Origin of the sequence: Fusibacter tunisiensis (assembly GCF_016908355.1) — a bacterium.
Classification (GTDB): domain Bacteria; phylum Bacillota; class Clostridia; order Peptostreptococcales; family Acidaminobacteraceae; genus Fusibacter_D; species Fusibacter_D tunisiensis.
In genome coordinates this window covers 93247-116210 of the sequence record NZ_JAFBDT010000003.1, presented here as the reverse complement: position 1 = coordinate 116210, position 22964 = coordinate 93247, and the positions used below count along the sequence as shown (strand labels likewise).

Here is a 22964-nt window from a genome sequence, read left to right as displayed (position 1 = left end):
ATCCTCATTTCAGTTTTTAAACATACTGGTTTCTCCCCTTACGCTTGGCTTCAAGCAGGGCCTTTAAACTTTGATCTTTCATTAAAGCTGCGTGAAGTGGTTTCCCACTTTTGTAAATACCACAGGATATAGTGATTTCTCTTGAGCAACCTACTTGCTTAAAGTCATAGGCTCTAACTGCATCAAAAATCTCTTCAATTGTTTCAATAACACTTGAATGGTCGGCATTCTTTAGGAAAACGCTGCATTCATCGCCGCCTAAACGTGCCATTAATACCCCATCTCCTAAATTTTCAAAAGCACTTTTCATGCCACCTATAATCTGTGAAAATACACGCTGAATAACCGCATCGCCTACTTCATACCCATCTAAATCATTGACATGCATAAAGTTATCAATGTCAAATGTTAGAAAATGATATTGATCACCATGGTCATTTTCAAAAATCTCTTCAATTTTCTCCATAAAAGCATCTCGGTTCATCAATTTCCTAAAATCCACATAACCAGCCGCTTTTTTTTGAACGTTTTTTTCCATCGTAATACTCCCTTCTAATTCCATTAATTGGTCTATTGAAGGAAAAACACATGGGGATTGACTGTCTAAGTATATAATGGCGCGTTTCAACAAAAGTAAATTGGACTTTATTTCATCAGATTCGCGATTGAGTACCACTTCCCTATCTTTTAGAAGTTCAATAAACGACGCAATCTCCAGTGGTTTAGATAAAATTTCTTTAATTGCGCCCAAAGTGAAGCCTAAATCTTTAAGGAACTGAATCCTTCTTAAATCCACTACTTGTTCCTCGCTATAATACCGATAACCATTTTCTGCGTTCAAATCAATTGGCGTAAACAAATCCAGTTTGTCATAATGCCTTAGCATTCTTTTCGATACCCCAGACCGTTCAGAGAACTCACCAATTAAATACGTCTTTTTCACACTTATTTCCCCCATTTGTTTTCTTTCATATAACGATTATAAAGGCTGACACTGTGTTAAGGTCAAGCATTTAGCTTGTTAACATCTTCATTTAATAATTGCCTAAATTCTCGGGTAATTTTTTTGTATTCCAAAACATCGTACCGGTCGCGTGGTAACTTATTATACACTATTTCTGCATATTCTTTAATAACTTCAAGATTAGTCACGGAAGCCTTACCAGCTATAATTTTTAAAGATTTAAAAATACCCATGACAACTCTCGCATCTGTTTGACCATATAGCACAATTTGATGAAAGGCATCAAAAAGAATAATTTCAAAATCATAGGCTTCATAGACCACAAAACCACTCGTATTTTCATCACGTAAAACAATATATCCTTTGTCTACATTTGCCAGTTCTCTCAATAAAACCCCTATAATTTTAGAACAATGGATGGCCGTATAAGGATCATTGATGCCTGGTGACAAAGCTCTCAAAGCAATTTCAAGTTTCAGTTGTTGAGGCGCCTCCGAAAATACAGTAATCATGCGAGATTCCGTCGAAACAAATTGACCAACTACCTTATTTATGCGAATAATCAGACCGTGTAATTGTGCAATTTTCTGAAGTCTTATAGTGTCTATTTCTTGAATATAGCCATCATCATCATTGGTAATTATACTTTTGGTCTTACCTTCAATAATCTTTTCAAGAGGTCTATCTGAAATTATATTGGCTTGGTGAACTTGATTACAATAAGTACCAATCTTACCTTGTGCTTCTTTTTGAAGCCTTAAAATCAACCCGTTCGCTTGTATATACGTCGACACATTGTGAATAAAAACCAAAAAGTAAATAAGACCCACAATTACATAAACAACTGCAACGCTTGCTGCTATAACCAAATTACCACTTTGATTGATATTGAGAAAAAGCAATGACGTAATGGCATAAATAAAGCCACTTAAGAAAATTCCAAACGATTTCATTGTTGTTTCATTGTTAAGAAAATTCTCAACAACTCTCGGTGTAAACTGAGATGAATGGATTGTCAACATTAAATCAGACAATTTTCTTAAGGGTATTTCTTTTAAATTCTACAGGCGTCAGGTAGCCTAGTGTTGAGTGAATTCTTATGTTGTTATACCAATTCACATAATCTGCTAGTTCGATGCTAAGTTCATCTAGCGACTTGAATATATACCGATTTGAAAACTCTGTTTTAAATACTTTGAAAGTGGCTTCAGCAACCGCATTGTCGTATGGACACCCCTTTTGACTCAGAGATCTTTTAATATCAAATGTTTCAATCAACCCTTCAATTACATTGTTTTTAAACTCGCTACCACGATCTGAATTATCCTGAATTCAGGATAATTCAGACTATGCCGATGTTTCTGCAAAGAAACTTTTATATCAAGCCATTTGAAAAAACTTCGGTATAGTATTTTCTTCGGCATAGTCTGTATGGAATATAGAAATATCGTTCAATTTTGCGTTTATCCGGGAGAAAGCTTGATAAACGAGTATTGCATCCTTCTTTGGACCAGCACTATAACCAATAATTTCTCGGTTAAATAAGTCAATTAATATGCAAACATAATTCCATTTTCCTGCAACCCTGACATAAGTCAGATCACTTACAACAACTTCTAATTGCTCTCTATTTGTGAAGTCTCGTTTGACTTCGTTAGCAGTTAAATCTTCATTTGAAGGTTTTTTATGAGGCTTGTATTGCGCAATTGTATATGTTGAAACGAGACCATTTTCACGCATAATTCGTCCGATTTTTCGTCTTGAAACGACTTTGCCTTCGTCATTGAGTTTTTTCTTGATCTTACGGGTACCATAATTGTTTCTGCTTTCTTTGAATATTCGTATGATATCTTGAGCTAAAGATTCATCTTCTACTTTGGCTTTTACTTCATAATAATACGTACTTCGAGATATGTTAAGGACGGCACACATTGCTGATATCGAGTATTTGTCTGCGTTTGCTTTGATGACTTCTACTTTCGTCCTAGTATCAGTAGAAACCGGAAGATACCGGCGCCGTAGGCGGTTTACGTAGTAAACTTATGAGCTGCTTGCTTTAAAATGTCATTTTCCATTTTCAGATGTTCATTTTCTTTGCGAAGCTTGATTAATTCGTTTTCAGCATCACTCCTGTTATCTTTCTCTTTGAAAGAACCCGATTGCTGATGTTGCGTTATCCATCGATCTAACGAAGAGGGAGTAAGCTCATATTCTTTGAGAATCACAGATTTGGACTTACCATTAAGATATAACTGTACCATTTGATTTTTGAATTCATCTGTGAACTTTCTTCTTGGTCTTTTACTTGACATTTATGGCCTCCTTAAGGTTATTAGTTTATTCTAATTCACCTTAAGAAATCTGTCCAGTTAAGTATAACCTATCCACAATACCCTCAGCTCTCATAAGTGGCTGATTAAATATGTAGAAAAGTAAAAAAGCTGCTATGGTTATGCCCATGAGTAAAGTAAAGTTTCTGTCTTTAGATGCATATTTTCTTGCAGCATCTATTCGGTCCATCCAGTCAAAATTAAGAACCGTTTCCTCCAGAATTTTATGGAACACGATTAATTGAATGATGATATGAATAAGAGGATAATACCTCAGTTGTGCAAAGCTGATCATCTCACTATGGTTAAGCAGATAGAGAACTCCTCCTGTTACTGACACTGCAGCCAGTCTTATTGTAAGAAGCCTGAGCTTTGAAAAATCACCAAAAAGTGATTTTTTGTCATTGTTACCCAGACCTGCCACGATAATAACCCATCCTGCAAGGGTCATCAGAAGCGCCACTAACCCGCTTACGCCGGCAAAACTAACGAACATGGCGCCCCAAAACATTTTCTTATATCCTTCTGTCATTTCGTTTCCCCCTAATCAGCTATCTAAATGATGCTTTTCTAATTGATCCAATGAAAAGCAGAAATCACACCCTACATAATATAAACAATTAGAGGGTGTGATCTGTTACACAAGGTATTAAATAAATTTGCTGAATCTGTGAAGAATATTATGTGATGATCAGAAGAACATCAATTTGCCTGTCATAAGCTTCGAGGAAAAAGCTCTTTTTGTCATGATTCACATTCATTTAAACGGTTTTGTTTTCATCCCCTGCTTCTTTCTATATAGCAATGCCTAAACTGCTACCCTGCAGTACTTCTCCACTTTAAATCCGTAGCTGAGCCTGAAAATATCTTCATTACTCGACAGATCCAGTCCAGTCAACTCAATGATCTTATTGATTCTGTAGGAAAGACTGTTTCTGTGTATGGACAGCGCTTCTGCCGTTTTGACCATTTGAGACTGGTGGTCCACTAAAACCTGAAGGGTTTTATAGAGTTCTCCATTATGGATCTGATCGTATTTTCTAAGAATATTCAAGGCAGGATGAACATACTGTAGAAGATCTTTCTCGTTAAGATTGCTGAGCATAATGTAGAAACTGTAATCAGAGAAATACATTATCTCTTTTTCAATCTGAAGTCTTTTTGAGATCTTATAAAGCTGAGCGCTTTGCCCATAAGCATCCTTTAACGCCATAATATCCGTGCACGGACTGCTCATGCCCATGTGGATGACACCTTGCTGGAAAAGACCAAGAAGTCTTCTCTCTTCCTCCGAAGTAAGCCTTCCATCTTGAGAAAGCCTGCAGATGACAAGTAGATTCCCTTGTTCTTCCAGACAGAAGGCACCAGGGAGAATATTCTTAATCTGCTCCTTCAAGAATGTTGTGGCTTGAATACTGTTTAAGTATTCATTTGTCTTCATCATCAAGCAGCTCATCTTTTCAGGAAGTTCAATCTGATTGATTTTGAACCTGATCTTAATGAGTTCTTCATCTCCCCCATGGATCAGTTCATGAATCAGATTTTCTTCCTGAGATCCAAATACCCCCTTATGCTCTTTTGTCCGAAGAAGAACCTCACACACTGAGCTGCCCACCATTGGAAGATACTCTTCAATTAAGGCATTCTCGATTTCTCTTTTCTTCAGCATAATGACGTAGCCGACAAGTCGGTCCTTGTGAAAAATTTTACTGCATGACTTTACATAGGCAGAAAAACTGCAGTTCACCTCATAGACATCGGAGTTATGAGGGAAAGGTCTGATCTGGTCTATCTTGTGTACTTCTTTGATAAACTCATAGGAGCAGTAACCCCTCCTGATATTCGCTTTCCATATGTCATCATCAATATCTTCCATGGAGGATACGTCAAGAATTTTAAACCCGGCATCAATAATAATGACTGGATTTTCAAGTGTCTTTTCCGAAACCTTTAGTATGCTCTTAAGATCAGCCCCTCTCATGGCAAGAGCCATAAGCTCAGTCACCTGATAACTGGTCTTAAGTTTTTTCTGCATAATATTATTCACTGCATGAAGCGCTTTCAAAGTGTGCTCTTCTCGTATCAGGGCATAGTTTGATATCATGCCGTTCTCCAGTGAATACGCCAAATGTCTGCTAACGGATTCATCCTCAAAATCTCTCTCTTTTATTCCGATAATGGCAGACAGGCCAGCCCCTTTCTCAGGGCTGTCCGCTTCGGCTTTAATCCATGATATGATCTCCTCTATATTTCCAATATAGAGCTTTTTCCTGATATTTTGAGCTCCATTCTCAAAAAGACAAATCTCACTGATTTCATCCTCTAATGTAATTTCTGATCTTAAAATCTCCAGTCTGTTTTCCTGCTTAAGTACCCTTAAGACGCTTCTGAAATCCATCACTTTCCCCTCTTTCCATTATACAGATTCTTATATTGACACCACTTGGGCAAGACGCACAAATACTCCTCTGATATTCATGCACTCCTCATCTATCGCCTTCTGAATTCATATGTTATTATTATAACAGACTCTTCATGAATTGTCATAAATCTACACATCGCTTCAATGCCTGAACTTTTGAATCCTGAGTAAAAACTGAAAAATATATGCTGAGTACAATGATTTTTCAAGTCTTTAAAATCAGGGTTTTGTTCAAAATGCCAAAATATATTTTATGAATATCTTAAGAGGAGATTGTTATGAAATACGAAAAGTTATTTGAAAGAGGTAGAATCGGAAAACTTAACCTGAATAACCGTGTGGTTATGCCTGCCATGGGCGTTAACCTTGCCAATTCCCAAGGAGAAGCTACAGATGTGATTACCAGGTACTACGAAGAAAGAGCCAAAGGTGGAGTTGGTCTGATCATCACGGAGATTGCTCGTATTGATGATGAATATGGTGTCGGTACACCGAATCAGCTTTCAGTCACTGAAGGGCGTCATATTCCCCATTTGGAGAGAATGATTGAAACCATTCAGAAGCATGGCACAAAAGTGTTTATTCAGCTTCATCACCCCGGCAGAGAAACCAAAAGCAGTCTCATAGGCGGAAAACAGATTGTTGCGCCTTCTGCCATCATGTGCAAGGTGACTCAGGAAATGCCGCGTGCCCTGACCACCGAAGAGTGTGAGGGCCTTGTGAAGAGCTTCATCAAAGGTGCAGTCATCTCCAAAACTGCCGGTGCAGACGGAGTAGAGATTCATGCCGCTCATGGTTACCTTCTTAATCAGTTTATCTCCCCTTACACCAACGTCAGGACAGATAAATATGGTGGAAGTTTCCAGAACAGATTAAGAATTCTTTCAGAGATCATAACTGGAATCAAATACATGTGTGGAGCGGACTTTCCTGTTTCAGTAAGGATCAGCGCTGATGAATTCGTTGAGGGCGGCTTAAAGCTTCCTGAGTCGGTCAAGATCGCCAGAACCTTAGAGAGCCTGGGCATAGATGCAATCAATGTCAGCAGTGGAACCTACGAAAGTGCCACCACCATCATTGAGCCTGGATCCTATCCACAGGGATGGAAAAAGCATTTGGCTACAGAGATCCGCAAAAATGTTAAGATCCCTGTCATCGCAGTAAACAATATTAAAGACCCTCAAACTGCTGAGCAGCTTTTAAATGATGGTGTCTGCGACTTTGTTGGAGTGGCTCGTGGTCATCTGGCTGACCCCAACTGGGTAAATAAAGCAAGAGACGGAAAAAGCGATCAGATCAGAAAATGTATCGGCTGCCTAAACTGTTTTGCCGAGCTCAATCAGGGAAGACACATGAAGTGTACGGTTAATGCCAGAGTAGGGCGGGAAATCGAATTTTCAGACCCTAATATAGATGGAGAAGGAAAGACTGTTGTGGTAATCGGTGGTGGACCTGCCGGGATGCAGGCTGCCTTACTTCTTGATCAGAGAAAGTACAGAACCATCCTCATTGATGAGAGAGAGAAACTTGGCGGAACGCTCAATGTAGCTGACAAGGCCCCCATCAAGGAGAAAGTGGCTGACATGAATAACGGAATGATCCGTGAGATTGAAGAGAGCGGCGTTGATGTGAGAATGAATACGAAGGCTACTGTAGAAATGGTGAAGGAACTGAATCCTGATGGCATTTTCGTTGCAGTAGGTGCCACGCCTGCCATTCCACCTATCCCAGGAATTCAAGGGAAAAATGTCATGCTTGCAGAAGATGTACTCACCGGGAAGTCCGTGGCCACAGGCAGAGTTGCCGTAATCGGTTCAGGACTTACAGGTCTTGAGACCGCAGAGCTTCTTGCTGACAAGGGTCATCCCATTACCCTTGTGGAGATGCAGAAAAACATCGGCCCTGGCATTAACCGCACCATTTTAGTGGACTTGATGATGAGATTCCAGAAACATGAACCTGTAATTATTCCCAATCATCGCCTGATGGGGATATCAGAAAACGGCATCACCATTATGAATCAGATGAACAATCAGGTTATGCAGATAGAGGCGGATACCGTCGTTCTTGCCCTAGGAGTAGCACCAAGGCGCTCTATGGTGAATGAGTTCTTGGACGCATTCGAGAATATCCGGGTCATCGGCGATGCAGAGAAAGCTGGGCGTATTCAGGAAGCCATTAAAGAAGGATACAGCCAGGCCTTTGCTTTCACCACTAAGTAAGAAGGGGGATTTTTACCATGAAAGATTTTAAAAATAAGGTTGCCGTTATTACCGGAGCAGGTAATGGATTCGGATTTGAAATTGCCAAAGAATGTGCAAGCCGGGAAATGAAACTGGTTCTTGCTGACATTGATGAAGAAAGTTTAACCGCTGCTGTGTCCTATTTTAAACATAAGGGTGCTGAGGTTACCGGTGTCCACTGTGACGTCACCCTCGACAGTGAAATCGGGAAAATGGTGGATACCGCTATGAACACCTATGGAAGCATTGATTTTCTTGTCAATAATGCTGGTATCGCCATCTCAGGTCCCGTATGGGAGCTCCCTCTTCAAGACTGGGACTGGATTGTGGGTGCAAATCTCATGAGTCAGATTTACGCCATGAAACGGGTTATCCCCATCATGCTTAAGCAGGGTTCTGAGTGTCATATCCTGAATGTGGCATCCATTGCAGGACTGATCACAACAAACGGCATGCCCGCTTATCACACTACAAAGCATGCAAGTGTGGCGCTAAGTGAGAGTACAAGCTTTGATCTTCAAGCCATAAATGCCAATATCCAGATGTCCGTATTTTGTCCCGGATTTGTTCAGACAGACCTTCATCATCATGAGAACCATCGTCCTGAAAGATTCTCGGACAAGAGCGATCCATACTACAGTTCTCCTCAATATGCGGCAGGACTTAAGAGAGCCGAGTTTGTCATCACAACAGGAATGCCCATTGACAGCATAGGCATGAGTGTGATGAACGGCATCGAAGAAAATCAGTTCTACATCCTGACTCACCCGATCTATAACACCCTGGTAGGTAGACGAGTGAAGGACATCCTTGAGGGAAGAGGTCCTGATCTTAAGGTGCTAAGGGGCTAGTCTCTTCAGTTTATGCTTCAAACTGACCAGGCTTCTGGCCAATGAGACTAAATATTCTTCTAAACTCCATGTTTTTCAGTATATCCAAAAAAACCCATTTATTCTAAAAGGCGGCGTCTCCAGATGGAGTCGGCGCCTTTTCATTTGGCTCTGTATGAAAGTAGTGTTGAATAAAGGTAGAGTAGGTCGGAGGAATTTCTTCCTCCTTCCCCTCATCAAACCGTGCATGCGGTTTTCCCGCACACGGCTTTCCGATGTTCTTCTTCCATGCGCATCATAACGTCAGGCCGCGAGTTTCTTCAGTCCGGCGGAGTCCAGCAAGTGCACGATTTTACGGTACCCGCCAAGCCTCCTCTTTTTCTGATGTTTCATGTTATACCAGAGGATGAGACGTTTCGTGACGTACCAGTCGAGGGTATTTAGTGCCTTCTCCGCATGTTTCAGGCCGTAGTAGTTCCTGAGTCCCACAATCTTGGGGTTCAGGATTCTGACGACCTCCTGCACTTCGAGGAGCAGGCTGCTCCTTGACTGGAACACCTCTTTGATCTTTTCCCTCATCGCTTTCTTCGCTTTCTTCGACGGCACCAGTGCCGTCGTCGTGTAGCGTCTGCCTTTTCTGGTCTCCATCTGGCTTCGCCTATGATGGAAGCCCAGGAAGTCGAACCCGTCCTTGCCGTCATACATGTTCACGAACCTCGTCTTCTCCAGGTTGAGCTGGAGGCCAAGCTTCGCCATCACATACGCCACCGCCTTATAGGCGTGGCCGATATCCTTCTTTGTCTTTGCGATGATGACGAAGTCATCGGCAAAGCGGACCAGGGTACCGAGGTGGCTGTAGTTCTTCTCCCAGTAGCAGTCCAGCACGTTGAGGTAGATGTTGGAGAGGAGCGGGCTGATGGAAGCGCCCTGTGCGGAGCCCGTTTCGGTCTCTATCACGTGGCCATCCTCCATCACACCTGCCTTCAGCCATAGCCGGACGAGCTTCGTCATCCTCCTGTCGCATATCCTTTTCTCCACCAGCTTCATGAGCTTCTCGTGGTCGATGTTGTCGAAGTATCCTTTGATATCCGCGTCCAGCACCCACCAGCCTTTGTTGTTGCATTTCTTTCTGATGACCTCCAGCGCCTGATGCTGGTTCCTTTTGGGCCTAAACCCGAAGGAACAATCCCTGAAGTCCGCTTCGAAGATGGGTTCCATGACGATTTTCGCCGCGGTCTGGACCACCTTGTCCTTTACGGTAGGCAGCCCGAGAGGGCTCTTCTTGCCATCCTTCTTTGGGATATAGGTGCGCTTCACAGGCCTGGGCCTGTAGTCGCCCCCTTCAAGCGCTTCACTTATCTCCAGGAGGAACACTTCCACGCCGGCGTCTTCAATCTCACCGATGGTCATCTCGTCTACACCTCCGACTCCCTTGTTCTTCCTGACAATGTCCCAGGCTTTCCATAGGACATCCATCCTGTGGACCTTGTCATAGAGGGCATGGAACCTTCGCTGCCTGATGCTTGGAACACATCGACTTTGTGGATACAATGAAAAGCAAAAGGTCCCTGATATACGATATGAGATTATGAAACAAACTCACATCATATATCAGGGACCCTTTCATACTTATATTTCATCATACTACTTTGATCCCGTCCATAAATCACTTCCAAAAACGCCCGAAGACATAATACATGAGTCCCACCACCATGAGCCATATGTGTGCAACGAACGATTCCGCAGACACTTCTAGGTGCGACTATGTCGCACTTAGATGGAGAAGTGGCGAGGACTAAGTGAGGCACATATAAGGCTCATGGTGGTGGGACGGCATGAATCATGTCCTAAACAAGTTTACTATATACCACTGTATTGGCAACTGAGATCAGGGTCATCAGCATGGTGTTGAAGAATACGCTGGTGTAGATGTTGCCTGTTTTCTCGGTTAACTTTTTCGTGAACAGGGCTGCGATGAGGAGCACTGGCACCATGCCTATGAGGATGATGCTGGCGAGTGATAGTGTTGGGTCTATGCCTGTTCCTGTGGCGAAGAGCATGCCGTATTGAAGCGCTAGGAACAGGATTAAGCCTCCGACATTCATGAGGACTGCGATGGATTTACCGAACTTGAGGCCAAGTGTCGTTTTGTGTATGGCGATGCCATTGACCAGATAGAATAAGAAGAAGATCGGCATATAACCCAGTGCAGAGATCATGTGTTTCGCGTTAAAGGTCTTCACGGCAAAAGTCCAGAAGCGGAAGTCCGTCTTAAAGAGCGCATCTACGACAAACAGGATGACGATGCCTGAAACGAGGAGAATCACGGCTAAACAGAAGCCTTTAAGGATGTCCATCGGTTTTTTCGTCAGGCCGTACATGTCAAGTGTTACCGTTTGATCCTTAGACGACGTGATAAAATGAATCACTGCCATGAAGAGGACTGCGAATACGGCTGATGAAACCGCCCAGAAACCGAATTGATTTATGGTTGGTGCGTTAAAATAACTGCTAGATTTGAAAAACTCAGCGGATTGGTTCATTAAAACGCGACCGAAAATCGCGAAGATGAGTGCCAAAGCCGAGATGATTGTGTTGGATTTTGTTTTAAACTGACCGATTACAAAGCTCGAGATCAGTGCCACTGCGCTGAGGACGATGAACACTTCTGCGCCTCTTTGTAACCAGAGGAGTTTTTCAGGAATTTTACCCATGAGCGTCGGATAGAAATACGCTGGGAAGCCTGCGCTGATGATGACAATCAAGGTTAAAAAAGCTGGGTGCATTTTGCGTACTGTCGATGTGGCATTTTGTTGTTCTGTCTGAAGCCATTTTACCTTTTGAACGAGGATGGCTGCCAATGGAACAAATAGCATGAAGAATCCGATCATGGCTACGAGTTCAAACAACTCTTTAAAGAACCACGTTTGACTGTCAGCGTCGACGTTGGTTTGATTTTCTGAAAGTTTTCCTTCAAATGCTTTTTGGTAGAAATCGATTTGATTTCCTGTGGTTTCTTTAGAAAAATGGTTCCATGGATGTGTTTCATTTGGGGTATAGATGACTCTTAAACCGCCATTTTCTAAGCTATAGAACTCACCAGGGACAGGATTTTCAGGATTGCCAAGAAATGCTAAGCCTTCGGCTTGCTTTAAATAATCCTTTTGAACGACTGTTTTTGATTCAGCTGCCGCTGCCATGTCGAAGAAGAATTCGTCGTAGTGCGCTGCGATTTTACCTGAAATTCTTGGTCCAATCGCTGCGCCGGCCACATCGCCCGTTACCTCGAGGTAACTTGTCCAAAGGAAGTCTGCGCCTACGGTTAAGCCAGCGTGAATTTTTCGGATTCCCGTTTGAGCGAAGCCTTGCTCATCCATGACCATGGCCATGGTGGTTGAAAATCCGCCCATGGAGTGACCACTGACTGCGATGAGACCATTGCCTGCTTCATCTTTTTTCACGTAATCTTGGTCATAGATGTACTGAACCGCATCGTTTAGAGCTGTGGGCCAGAATGAGAAGAATGCAGCTGCATTTTCTGTGTCGAGTTTCGTCATGGAATGTCCATGGTCATACATGTCCAGTGCCAGGACGACAAAGCCTCTTTTAGACATCTCTATCGCAGGTGCGTCTTGCATTTCTGCCGAGTTGAGATACCCGTGTGTGGTGACGATGGTCGGTCTAGGGTCGTCTGCGCTTGCACCATCAGGCATATATAATAGCCCCGATAACGTACCTTTTTCGGTTTCAAATGAAATACGCGTTACATCAACTTGGTAAAATGAGGTGTTAAAAACATTTGCAAAAAAACTGCCCACTAAGATTAAGATCAATGCCAGTGCCAATCCTTTTGACGGATTTTGGAAAAACGCCATGGTCTTCTTCATTTCACTATTTCCCTCCTCTTTCTATTTCAAAAAATACACTGCTGTATTTTTTCGAATCTTACTGAGTTAATCTAAGACTTGACCGGATATCGCTGTAAATATAATGGATAGAGCCATTGCGCCAGCGTCGGGGAATTCTAAGCTACGTTCTCCAACATAGCTGGCACGACCTCTAGAAGCGATCATTTTTTTAGTGGCTTCAGCACCTTCGGTGGCGGCCATCGCACCCGTTTGTAAGAACATTTTAAACGAGTTTTCATCAGATTTATGTGCATTTAGCGCATCCACACAAGGCAATAGGGCATCGAGGAGCGTCTTATCGCCTCTGTTGGCTTTACCGCGTTTTTGAATCAGCTCCGCTGCACTTTCAAGCATAGATGCGAACTCAGCCTTTGTGAGACTCTGTAAACCCGTGGTGGCCTTACTTGCCCCTTTGAAACCCGCGCCCCAAATCGGGCCTGAAGCCCCACCACAGTTTTCTGAAATGACCATGCTACAGTCCGCTAAAAATTCGCCGATACTTTCGCGATTTAAGGTCTCCCACTGCGCCATAAGCACTTTAAAGCCTTTTGCGATGGACATCCCGAAATCGCCATCCCCTGCCACAGCATCTAGCTCACAAAACGGCACTTCGTTTTCGATGATCACCTCTGCCATATGATTGAGCATTTGGAAGAGCTCAGCTTTTGATAAAGTTGACATATTGCCTCCTCAAGATTTTTATAATGTTCTATTTATGATATGCGATGGTATCTGCAGGCGCATCGTAGAGCGCTTTGAGTTCATCTGTGAGTTTGAGTACCGTGAGCGATAGTCCTGCCATATCGATGGCCGTCATATAGTTGCCCACCAGCGTGTCGTACACGTGGATGTTTTTAGAACTGAGTATGGCACGAACATCGTGATTAAACACATACAGTTCTTGAAGTGGCGTGCCTCCTAGTCCATTGACCATGACCACGATTTCATCTTCATCCGTCAGGCCAAGTTCCCCGATCAGCAAGTCTAACATTTCAACTGCCAGTGCATGTGACGTCATGCTTTTTCTTCTTTCGATGCCAGGTTCACCGTGGATGCCGACACCAAACTCGATTTCATCTGAACCAAGGTCAAATGTAGGTGTGCCTTTCGCTGGTACGGTACACGACGTCAATGCAACCCCGATACTCTTCACCTGTTCGATGGTCTTTTGAGCGAGAAGCTGAACGTTTTCCAGCGAGTCTCCTCTTTCCGCTGCTGCGCCTGCGATTTTCTCCACGAGCACGGTGCCTGCCACGCCCCGTCTGCCGATGGTGTAGAGGCTGTCTTTTACGGCGACGTCGTCATTGACGTACACAGAAAGGACTTTTAAATCATCTTCTTCTGCCATTTCAGCGGCTGTGTCGAAGTTCATGCAATCGCCTGAATAGTTTTTTACGATGAGCAGACATCCCGCTTCACCTGTCACCTGTTTGATCGCGTGATACACTTGTACCGATGAGGGTGACGCAAACACATCTCCTGCCACGGCTGCATCGAGCATCCCCGTGCCCACATAACCGGCATGTGCAGGCTCGTGACCGCTGCCACCCCCTGAGATCAATGCGACTTTTTTGGGGTTGATCGTTTTGCGTTTAAAAATTTTATATTTTTCTTCGAACTCGATTTTATCGGGATGGGCTAGAGCCATGCCTTTGCCCATCTGGATGACGATGTCATCTGTTTGATTGATGATTTTTTTCATGTTAGGCCCCCAAACGATTGGCTGCGTAGATGGCTGCATAAACATCTTCAGCTGTGACTTTAAATGGCATGTTGTGAATCGTTTCACCTTCCGCACACGCCAGTTCAGCCACTGCCATGACTTTTTCATCCGTCACCTCTTTGACGCCAAGCGCTTCAAGTGTGGTCGGTAAACCCACCGATTTACAGTAGACTAAAACTTCGTCGAGTTCTGCTTTTGGGGCATTTTCTAATACCAGATGCACCAATACGCCGAAGGCTACCTTTTCTCCGTGGAAACAATGGTGTGTTTCTTCCAGGGCAGTCAATCCGTTATGCACTGCATGTGCCGCTGCAAGACCACTGCTTTCAAATCCCATACCGCTGAGAAGGATATTGGCTTCGATGATGTTTTCAAGTGCTTGTGTCACGACATTGGCTTCACAGGCCGCTTTGGCTTTTAAAGAGTCTTCCAGTAGTGTTTCATAGCATAGTTTGGCGGCGGCGATGGCCAGTTTCGTGCTCTTGCCTCCAGGAATGTTATCTGCAAAAGATCTCGCGCAAGCTCTGGCTTCAAAATATGTGGATAGAGCATCGCCCATGCCTGCCACTAAAAAACGAACAGGTGCTTTTGCGATGACGTCTGTATCCACCAACACGAGGTTTGGATTCGTTTTAAAGAACATATAAGATTCGAACGCGCCTTCTTCTGTATAAATGACTGCTAAACTGCTGCATGGTGCATCTGTGGAGGCGATGGTGGGCACGACGATGACGGGTAAATGATCGTAATGGGCGATGGCTTTCGCTGTATCTAAAGACTTTCCGCCACCCAGACCGATGATGACATCACAGCCGTTTGCTTTAGAAAGGGTTCTCAATCTTTCGATTTCTACATTTGAGCATTCGCCTCTAAAGGACGTTAGCACGAATTCAAGGGGAAAATTTTGTTGCGCTTCATCCAGAGCCTTTTGAACATAAGATAAATCTGCACTGGAAGAAACCAAAAGTGCTTTTTTACCGTATTCGCTGACGATTTTAGTCAGTTCCTTAATTGCACCTTTACTTTGAACATATTTTGACGGTGAAATGAGTATTTTTTTCATAATGCCATCTCCTTTTAATCATAATGTGTTGCGACTTAACCTGATTATATAGAAGTGGGACATAAAATACATCAGAGGAAATGGCACGATTTTGATACATAACTGTTCTAAAATACTAATTTTATGTTTTGGAAATAAAAAAAATCAGCATAAAATGCTGATTTTTATCATGAACGATTTGAACTTTTTTGTTCGAGTTGAGTCTTTTCAATGTACAGACGTTTGTACATAGCGGGTGTGATGCCTAGCATTTTTTTGAATAGTCTGATAAAGTAGCTGGCATGATCAAAACCGAGTTCATCTGAAATCTGATTGATGTTTTTACTGGTGTTTTTAAGCATGATTTCGGATTTGTCGATTCTGAGTTTGTTCTGATACATGGTAAAACTTAAGCCAAAGGCTTTATGGAACGACTTCGAAAAATAGCTCTCGCTGATGTTACATAAAGTGGCCATATCTTTGAGGTAAATCTTCTGATGGCAATTTTGATGGAGATATTCGATTGCGGGTTTGAGGAAGATGTACTGTGTGGGAATCTCTGTTCGGATCACCATTTTAGGGTTAACCATCGGCTGATATACAGGAGACTTAAGCGGCTCAGAACCGGGATGGTCTTCTGATTTTTTAAGAAGTGTCGCTCTGTCTACGATGACTTTGCTAATCCCAAACAACAGGTTTCCGATGGCTTCTATTTTTTCAAAGCTCAGCACGGGCATCGCTTGATAATCTGCCATGAGTTCTGCGTTGGCTTTACATTCTTCGGCATCGTGGTTCGCATTTAAAATCCACTCGAGTTTGCTGCTGCCTGATATCCGAACCTGTCCGGCCATTATTGCCCCCAGATATTGATCCTCTGCGATGATGGGCACCGCCAAATCCACAATCCCCATATGACACATATAAATATACGGCTTTTGAAGTCTAGCGGCTTCAAGTCCGCCTCTCGAGTCGCACTTTTGACATAAATCTTTATAATAGGGGGCTTTCCTTACTTTTTCACAAAAAGCTCGACATAAACTGTGTGTGGTCACAGGGATGCCTTTATAATCCACGGTTAAAATCGCTAAATCTGTGGATACAGACAAGTTATCTTGTAGTGTTTGAAACTGGTTCATCTCTAGAATTTCTACCAGACTTAAATGCGCTCTGATCATGTACTCCTCCCATAGACATTACGTTATAACTTGAAATTTGATTTCGAAAACTGCTCCATTTTCGTTATAAGCTCTAATCGACCCTTTTAGACTCAGAATCGCGGATTTTACGATCGCAAGGCCTAATCCGAAATTACCATTTTTGCCTTTATAAAATCGATCGAAGATGTGTGGTAAATCCTGAACGGGAATACCATCGCCATCGTCTTTGATTTTGATCATTACCATGTGATTTTCTTTACTGATGGCTATGTCCACATTTGAATGGGCATATTTGATGCCATTGGATATGATGTTAATCATGGCTTGAGATAATAAAGCATCATTCGCCTTTATCATTATAACATCTGGCGGAAGCATCACGTTGATTTTTTTCTGTTCTCTCAAAGCGTAACCTTCGATTTTCTGTACCACTTCTTTCATGACATCAGAGAGGTTGAGGACATAAAATTCAGATTCATCGGTGTTATTTTCGATTCTCGAAAGTGTCAGAAGTTCATCCACCAATTGGTTCAGTCGTTTGCTTTCTTCACAGATGATGTCTGCGGTCTTCGTCGTATCCGAAAATATGCCTTTCGAAATGCCTTCCGCATATCCCTGTATGCTCATAAGCGGTGTTCTAATCTCGTGCGAAGCATTTTGTAAAAATAGTTTCTGGGCTTTATCAAGATCTGTCAAGCGTTTAGACATGTCGTTCATACTCTGTGTCAGCTCATGAAGCTCAATACTGCTGTCGTCCGATGGCAACTTTAAAAACACGCCCTTTCCGATTTCTTTCGCTTGTAAAGACAACTCAACGAGGGGTTTCGATATACTTTTCGATAGCTTAAGAGAAACCATACCACTGATGATAAAGGCGATGGCGACGATCACGGTTAAAACGACATTCATGGTTCTCATAACAGGGGATAAAGCATGACTGTCTATGAGAAAAATCAGTTTGTTTGACACGCCTTTGGCCTTAGACACCTTAAGCGCTGATAGCTCACGATATGACATGTAGTACTTTCGTCCCTCACTTCTAAAGGACGTGATGGTATCCGATGCGCTGTCCTCAGCATTTTGAATCGCGTCTTCTAAGAGCTGTAGTTTCATCCCATTTTCTTCATCATTTTGAGGAAACCGAACCTTGTCTTTAGCGTCGACGATGATGAATTCAGCCGAGGTTGAAAGACTGGAAATTTTAAGTGTTTTGCGGATCAACTGTACTTTTTCTAGGATAGACTCTTGGGTTAGATCCGTGGCTGTGAGTTGCTGTTTGATTAAAAGTTCCACAGACGTCATCGTATCTTGTAGTTCTTTTTTTGCGATGCTCTGAGAATACATTCTAAAAATGAGATTAAAAGCAATAAAGATCATCAATATATCTCTAGTGCCGGGCATACGAATGGCGGAAACTACGAAATTTGATATTGAGTTTATGCAAACTAAATGCCTAGAGTCGCTCCGTTGTTTTGAAGTCAAATCACATACATATGGGGAGTCGAACCCTAAGAGAATGAAGCATAAAGGAACAACGCAAGCATGCAACACCTCACTCGAATGAAAGATTAGCTTGTTATTTGTAATACTGTTTCTTCTGCCCACTTTAAAGCGCTAAGATAAAAACGACCAATTTCCTTAATCGGAAGTTTCAACCAATTGCCCAGTAAATCCACCTCATTCCAGTTTGCCATTTCTATAGCCTGAACGATTCTTAGAATCAATGAAAGTTCTCCCTCATTCCTAACCAGAGCTGAAATGATTTCTGAAGCCAATGGTATCCCCTTTAAGGCTTCTTCCATACTTACATCCTGAAGAACATCAATCATACTGAGTAAACCCATAAGTGTGGCTTCTTGGCAGTGTTTTTGCCCCTGGCTATGGATTGCTAAAATTTCAGAAAACTTTGAACGCGTCAACGACATGATCATCAACTCTTTAGGTTTATTGCCACCCAGGTCTTGAATCAGTAAGACATGTATCCACCGTTCAAGTTCTTTCAAGCCCATAAAAGTCATGGCCCGCTTTATTGATGCAATTTCATCTTCTTTAGCACGCTTTCCTATAATGCGCAAAAAACGATATGTCAAACTTGCATCTTGCTGAATAATTTCAGCAATCTTGGTATATGAGGGTTCCTCTTGTTTCAACTCATTTAAAATTCTAATATACTGCGTTTTTAATGCCGACTTGTTATCATTTTTATGCCCAATTATTTTAGGCTTGCTAAAAAAATAACCTTGAAAAAGATGAAACCCCATGGCCTTAGCCATAATGAATTCTGATTCTGTCTCAACTTTCTCAGTAATAGAATTTTGCCAGATGATAATAATCGTGATATTAATGGCCTAATTTCGTCTAGCTTAACCAAGGATAAATCTACCTTCACAATATGGGCACAATTAGCAAGTTCAGCCGTGTGTTTATCATCTACTACATCGTCTAATGCAATCTTGAATCCGGCATTTGAAAGTCCAGTCAATCTTGAAAGAAACTGTTCGTCAATCACTGTGCTCTCTAATATTTCAATGACAACTTTAGATTTGTCTATCAAATCGATTAATCCACATGCTAAAATCTTCTCATCAAAGTTGATAAAGGCAACTTTTTTCCCGACTATGTTTTCAATTCCAGACTCATATAGACTTTCTATGACGCTTGCAGTAGCCTGTAAACTTTCAATATCATTAAAGAAAGTTGAATCCCTTGAATCACGATATAAAAGCTCATACCCATATACTTCTAAATCAGACTTTAATATCGGTTGCCGCGCAATATACATGTCAGCTCCTATCTAATCATAAATTTTAATGCCTGTTACTATATACGAAATTTACCTACAATTTGGGTAAGTTTTCCTGCCATTTCATTTATTAAACCAATATTTGCAGAAACTTCCTCAAAAGATGCCGTCTGCTCTTCAACTGCTGAAGCAACATCTTGTGTATTACCTGAATTTTGTTCTGCAATACCCTGAATTTCCTTGGTAGATGTGGTGATTTCCGTAAAATCCTCATTCACTTTAGATGATATATTTAAAATATCTTGAGACTTCCCTAAAGTTAAGGCCGTTCTGTCCAAAATTTTCTTGAGTTCCTTCTTTAAGGTCCCCATGGACGCTTCTTGTACTTTTGTTTTCTCAACAAGTCCGTCCATAGATTCTTTTACAGCTATGGTTTTATAACTAATACTTGAAACGATGCCACTAATTTTCTTGGCAGATTCAGCGGTCTCTTCAGCAAGTTTTCTAATCTCTTCAGCAACCACAGCAAATCCTCTACCCGCTTCTCCTGCTCTAGCCGCCTCAATAGAAGCATTTAATGCTAATAAATTGGTTTGAGAAGATATACTTTGTATCAGTTCCACAATTGCTTTAATTTCCACTGAGGATTGATTTAAATCTTCAACTGAATTCGATGCTTCGTTAATAGATGACACAAACTCAATCAATTCATTGGATTGAATGTCCACTTGCTCATTACCTACAACTACTGATTCTTGAGACATTTCAGAAGAACGAAGTGTTTGTTTTGCCCGTTGTGCCACATCTTCTATGTCATTCTTAAGTTTTTTAACCAGTTCATTTAGGCCATCCAACTTATGATTTTGAGTAACAGAACCTTCCGCCACATCCATTGAAGAAACTGCAATCATTTCTGTGGACTTGGTGAGTTCTTCTGTGGTATTTGATATTGCACTCATGTTTGAAGATAATACAGTGGAGATTTTTGAAATATCAATGACAATTTTATGAATATCATCCAAAAATTGATTAAAGTGTCCAGTCATTTCAGCAATTTCATCTTTACCTTTAACTTCAATACGCTTGGTCAAATCACCATTTCCTTCAGAGAGAGCTTTAAGTTCTACAATCAAGTTGTTGATCGGTTTTCGAATGCCCTTGTTTAAAAACAAGAATGAAATGACGCCAAAAACAAGTGCCACGAAACTTAAGATACCATTGGTCACTTTTGCAGAAGTCACTTTTGAGCTTGAATAAGCGGAGTATCCTGTTACCATTTCATTAATAGCCGTAACATAAGGGGCAATAGTCTCATTAATCACTTTAAGCGACTCTATATCGCCCGAATCTTTAACATTCACAAAAGCTGGTTTATACACCGTTTGCCATTCATTTATTATGGATTTTAACTGAACACTTGTCTTGTCATGAGACAAAGCCGATAATCCTTTGCTTGGATTTCCTAGAGTTATATCCTGTAGAATTTCATCAAACATAAAGATTGTATTTTCAAGTTCAGTAGCCTTTTGAATATCAGCATTGGCTGAAATAATATTTGAAAGCTGCGCCATTCTATAACCTGTGGCGCGTAATTTGCCCGCTTCATTAACAAAATTCGCGTCACTTTCCATGGTCTGATAAGTAAAGTAATTAATAGCGACAATTACAAAAGATAAAATAATCAGTGTTCCAAAAGTTAATAACAATTTATGCTTAATTTTCATAATTCAAAATCCCCTTTTCCCAATTTTATTCTGCTTTGATAAAACAACTGCCATGTTTCTATTAACTCTTGTTCATCGGGACGCCAGTTAGAGAAAATGATGTTGAAGGTACACGAATCTACAAAATTAATCAAACTTCGATATGCAGTTTGCTCATCGACCTTACAACTCCCGGTTTCGATACATACTCGAATAGCATCTCTTAACAAGTCTTCCTTTTGATCATTTGTTTTATGAAAATGTTTTTCCATATCTTCTGATAATTCAGCTGGCCAAAACAAGCGATATCTAAGATAAAACTTAGTTTCATCAATGTGATTCATAGTGTACCAAACAGCGAATTTAACAAACCCCAATATTTGGTTCATTGGATCGGCGCCCCAGTGCTTCATCGATTCTTTTAACAATTCTTGATAGTCCTCTAGATAGGATTCAGATATTGCATAAAACAATCCTTTTTTTGAGCCAAAATAGTGATATATACTTGGTGCTTCAACACCTGCAGCTCTAGACAACATTCGTATGGTCGTTGCGTCATAACCTCTGTCTAAAAACAGCCTAAAAGCCATCGATTTGATCATTTCCGATTTACTATCCTTATTTTCCATCGTTCTCCTCTTCTTCAAAAAACTCTTTAAACAAAGCGACTCTGTTTCTTCCTGATTCTTTTATTCTATACAGCGTCTGATCGCTTTTATCAATAAATTTTTCCAGCGTGTCATTTTCTGTTGGAATGCCCGAATAGATTCCGACGCTTATGGTAAAGCTTTGTTTTGAATTTCGTTCTATGTTGATTTCTTTTGCATTTTCATAAATGCGTTTCCCAACAATCATCGCGTGTTCTTCGCTGGTTTCATTCAGTAATACAAGAAACTCTTCGCCCCCATATCTACAGCACAAGTCAGTAGGACGAATGCTCTCCTGAAGAATTTTAGCAAGCTGTTTAAGCGCTTCATCGCCTGCCAAATGACCAAATTGATCGTTTATACGCTTAAAAAAATCAATATCAATAAACAAAACACTCATAGGCTTTTCAGCAATCCTATGTCGCTCAAAATATCCATAAGCCTTGTCCATAAAAAATCGTCGATTCGGTATATGTGTCAAATAATCTAGACTTGCTAGCGCTTTTGTTTTCTGATCAGCTTTTTCATACATAATCAATAAAAAACCTGCACCGCTGATAAACAATAATAAAATCAGTGTAATAAATGTAGCGCTTTGAGCGAGGGATTGAGAAAACAATGATATATCAGCTGAAAAAAGTGCTTGTGAACCTCTGTAAAATAAGAAGATCAAGAATACCAGCATGTATAAACCAACATATTTTTTAAATGGCAAGTCATCTTTGCAAAAAATATAAAAGAAAGTTGGAATAGCAAGTAAAGAAAAAATTGCATAGGAAGATACAACTACTCTTAAGTTTGCCTCGCCCCATCCTAAATCAACCAAGATGATTAGCATACTGAAGATTATAAACAATATTGCTTGAATCCTCTGCCATTTCTTAGTCATTTTATTAACCACAGTCAACATAACCAAAGATTCAATGAAAAAGCTTAGATATAGAATAATGTTTCCAAAATAAATTGAGAACAAATCCGAAACATTTCCTCTGTAAAACAACAACAACCAGCCAAAAAACTGAAGGAATTTTGCAATGCCAAAAAATCGAATTGGATTTTTCTCATCAATACCACTATGGAATTTTAAATAGCCAAAAATCAAAATCGCCAGCGCGAGATCTCCCCACACCAAAACACCCGTAAGGGTTTTTAAATCCAGTACAAAAATTGATAACATACTTTTCTCCATGGTTAGTCATTCGGTTATTAACATTATATAATATTTACCCTGACTTTTCTGTAACTAACGTTA

18 protein-coding genes and 2 pseudogenes are annotated in these 22964 nt (G+C 41.2%); 2 read left to right on the top strand and 18 right to left on the bottom strand.

Going from position 1 to position 22964, the window contains the following annotated elements; translation table 11 throughout:
* Window positions 1–16 precede the first annotated feature (16 nt).
* From JOC49_RS03200 to JOC49_RS03180, 6 genes and pseudogenes are all read right to left on the bottom strand, one after another.
* Complete coding sequence (locus JOC49_RS03200) at window positions 17–943, bottom strand: MerR family transcriptional regulator (protein WP_204662225.1); 927 nt, start codon at window positions 941–943, stop codon at window positions 17–19.
* Window positions 944–1005: 62 nt separating this feature from the next.
* Window positions 1006–1998: a DUF2254 family protein gene (locus tag JOC49_RS03195; RefSeq protein ID WP_204662213.1), complete on the bottom strand. Its 993-nt coding sequence runs from the start codon at window positions 1996–1998 to the stop codon at window positions 1006–1008.
* Window positions 1991–2281, bottom strand: a pseudogene (locus JOC49_RS13485) (IS3 family transposase); the annotation flags it as partial. The gene JOC49_RS03195 and the pseudogene JOC49_RS13485, both read right to left, overlap by 8 nt.
* 111 nt (window positions 2282–2392) lie before the next feature.
* Window positions 2393–3276 (bottom strand): annotated as a pseudogene (locus JOC49_RS03190) (IS3 family transposase); the annotation flags it as partial.
* Window positions 3277–3316: 40 nt separating this feature from the next.
* A complete protein-coding gene (locus JOC49_RS03185) occupies window positions 3317–3826 on the bottom strand; it encodes a hypothetical protein (protein WP_204662211.1) in 510 nt (169 codons plus the stop codon).
* 276 nt (window positions 3827–4102) lie between these two features.
* Window positions 4103–5692 carry a PucR family transcriptional regulator gene (locus JOC49_RS03180; RefSeq protein WP_243423576.1) on the bottom strand — a complete coding sequence of 530 codons (1590 nt, stop codon included), beginning with the start codon at window positions 5690–5692 and terminating at the stop codon, window positions 4103–4105.
* A 302-nt stretch (window positions 5693–5994) separates the two neighbouring features.
* Between JOC49_RS03180 and JOC49_RS03175 the strand changes: the two genes are divergently transcribed.
* Window positions 5995–7938, top strand: a complete 1944-nt coding sequence (locus tag JOC49_RS03175) for an NAD(P)/FAD-dependent oxidoreductase (protein ID WP_204662207.1) — start codon at window positions 5995–5997, stop codon at window positions 7936–7938.
* Window positions 7939–7955: 17 nt separating this feature from the next.
* Window positions 7956–8810, top strand: coding sequence for an SDR family NAD(P)-dependent oxidoreductase (locus JOC49_RS03170; protein WP_204662205.1), 855 nt, complete (start codon window positions 7956–7958; stop codon window positions 8808–8810).
* 282 nt (window positions 8811–9092) lie between these two features.
* On the opposite strand, the gene ltrA is transcribed toward JOC49_RS03170, so the two are convergent.
* The 12 genes from ltrA to JOC49_RS03115 form a co-directional block, all read right to left on the bottom strand.
* Window positions 9093–10265, bottom strand: a complete 1173-nt coding sequence (ltrA, locus tag JOC49_RS03165; RefSeq protein WP_204662202.1) for a group II intron reverse transcriptase/maturase — start codon at window positions 10263–10265, stop codon at window positions 9093–9095.
* A 371-nt stretch (window positions 10266–10636) separates the two neighbouring features.
* Window positions 10637–12676 carry an alpha/beta hydrolase family protein gene (locus tag JOC49_RS03160; RefSeq protein ID WP_204662199.1) on the bottom strand — a complete coding sequence of 680 codons (2040 nt, stop codon included), beginning with the start codon at window positions 12674–12676 and terminating at the stop codon, window positions 10637–10639.
* Between the two features lie 66 nt (window positions 12677–12742).
* Entirely contained in the window at window positions 12743–13345 is a 603-nt protein-coding gene (gene dhaL, locus JOC49_RS13200; RefSeq protein WP_243423565.1) for a dihydroxyacetone kinase subunit DhaL, read from the bottom strand.
* Between the two features lie 61 nt (window positions 13346–13406).
* The gene (gene dhaK, locus JOC49_RS13195; RefSeq protein ID WP_243423564.1) at window positions 13407–14399 is read right to left on the bottom strand and encodes a dihydroxyacetone kinase subunit DhaK; all 993 of its coding nucleotides are present in this window, start codon (window positions 14397–14399) and stop codon (window positions 13407–13409) included.
* A 1-nt stretch (window position 14400) separates the two neighbouring features.
* On the bottom strand, window positions 14401–15483 hold the full coding sequence (locus tag JOC49_RS03150) for a glycerol dehydrogenase (protein ID WP_204662196.1): 1083 nt from the start codon (window positions 15481–15483) through the stop codon (window positions 14401–14403).
* Window positions 15484–15650: 167 nt separating this feature from the next.
* On the bottom strand, window positions 15651–16637 hold the full coding sequence (locus JOC49_RS03145; RefSeq protein ID WP_204662193.1) for a PocR ligand-binding domain-containing protein: 987 nt from the start codon (window positions 16635–16637) through the stop codon (window positions 15651–15653).
* 18 nt (window positions 16638–16655) lie between these two features.
* On the bottom strand, window positions 16656–18020 hold the full coding sequence (locus JOC49_RS03140; RefSeq protein ID WP_204662190.1) for a sensor histidine kinase: 1365 nt from the start codon (window positions 18018–18020) through the stop codon (window positions 16656–16658).
* A 167-nt stretch (window positions 18021–18187) separates the two neighbouring features.
* Window positions 18188–18892, bottom strand: a complete 705-nt coding sequence (locus tag JOC49_RS03135; RefSeq protein WP_204662187.1) for an EAL and HDOD domain-containing protein — start codon at window positions 18890–18892, stop codon at window positions 18188–18190.
* Window positions 18832–19401, bottom strand: coding sequence for a YuxH family protein (locus JOC49_RS03130; protein WP_204662184.1), 570 nt, complete (start codon window positions 19399–19401; stop codon window positions 18832–18834). The genes JOC49_RS03135 and JOC49_RS03130 overlap by 61 nt, the downstream gene beginning before the upstream one ends.
* Window positions 19402–19439: 38 nt before the next feature.
* Window positions 19440–21086 carry a methyl-accepting chemotaxis protein gene (locus JOC49_RS03125; protein WP_204662182.1) on the bottom strand — a complete coding sequence of 549 codons (1647 nt, stop codon included), beginning with the start codon at window positions 21084–21086 and terminating at the stop codon, window positions 19440–19442.
* Window positions 21083–21694: a TetR/AcrR family transcriptional regulator gene (locus tag JOC49_RS03120; RefSeq protein WP_204662180.1), complete on the bottom strand. Its 612-nt coding sequence runs from the start codon at window positions 21692–21694 to the stop codon at window positions 21083–21085. The genes JOC49_RS03125 and JOC49_RS03120 overlap by 4 nt, the downstream gene beginning before the upstream one ends.
* The gene (locus tag JOC49_RS03115; RefSeq protein ID WP_204662178.1) at window positions 21684–22889 is read right to left on the bottom strand and encodes a GGDEF domain-containing protein; all 1206 of its coding nucleotides are present in this window, start codon (window positions 22887–22889) and stop codon (window positions 21684–21686) included. The genes JOC49_RS03120 and JOC49_RS03115 overlap by 11 nt, the downstream gene beginning before the upstream one ends.
* Between the last annotated feature and the right edge of the window lie 75 nt (window positions 22890–22964).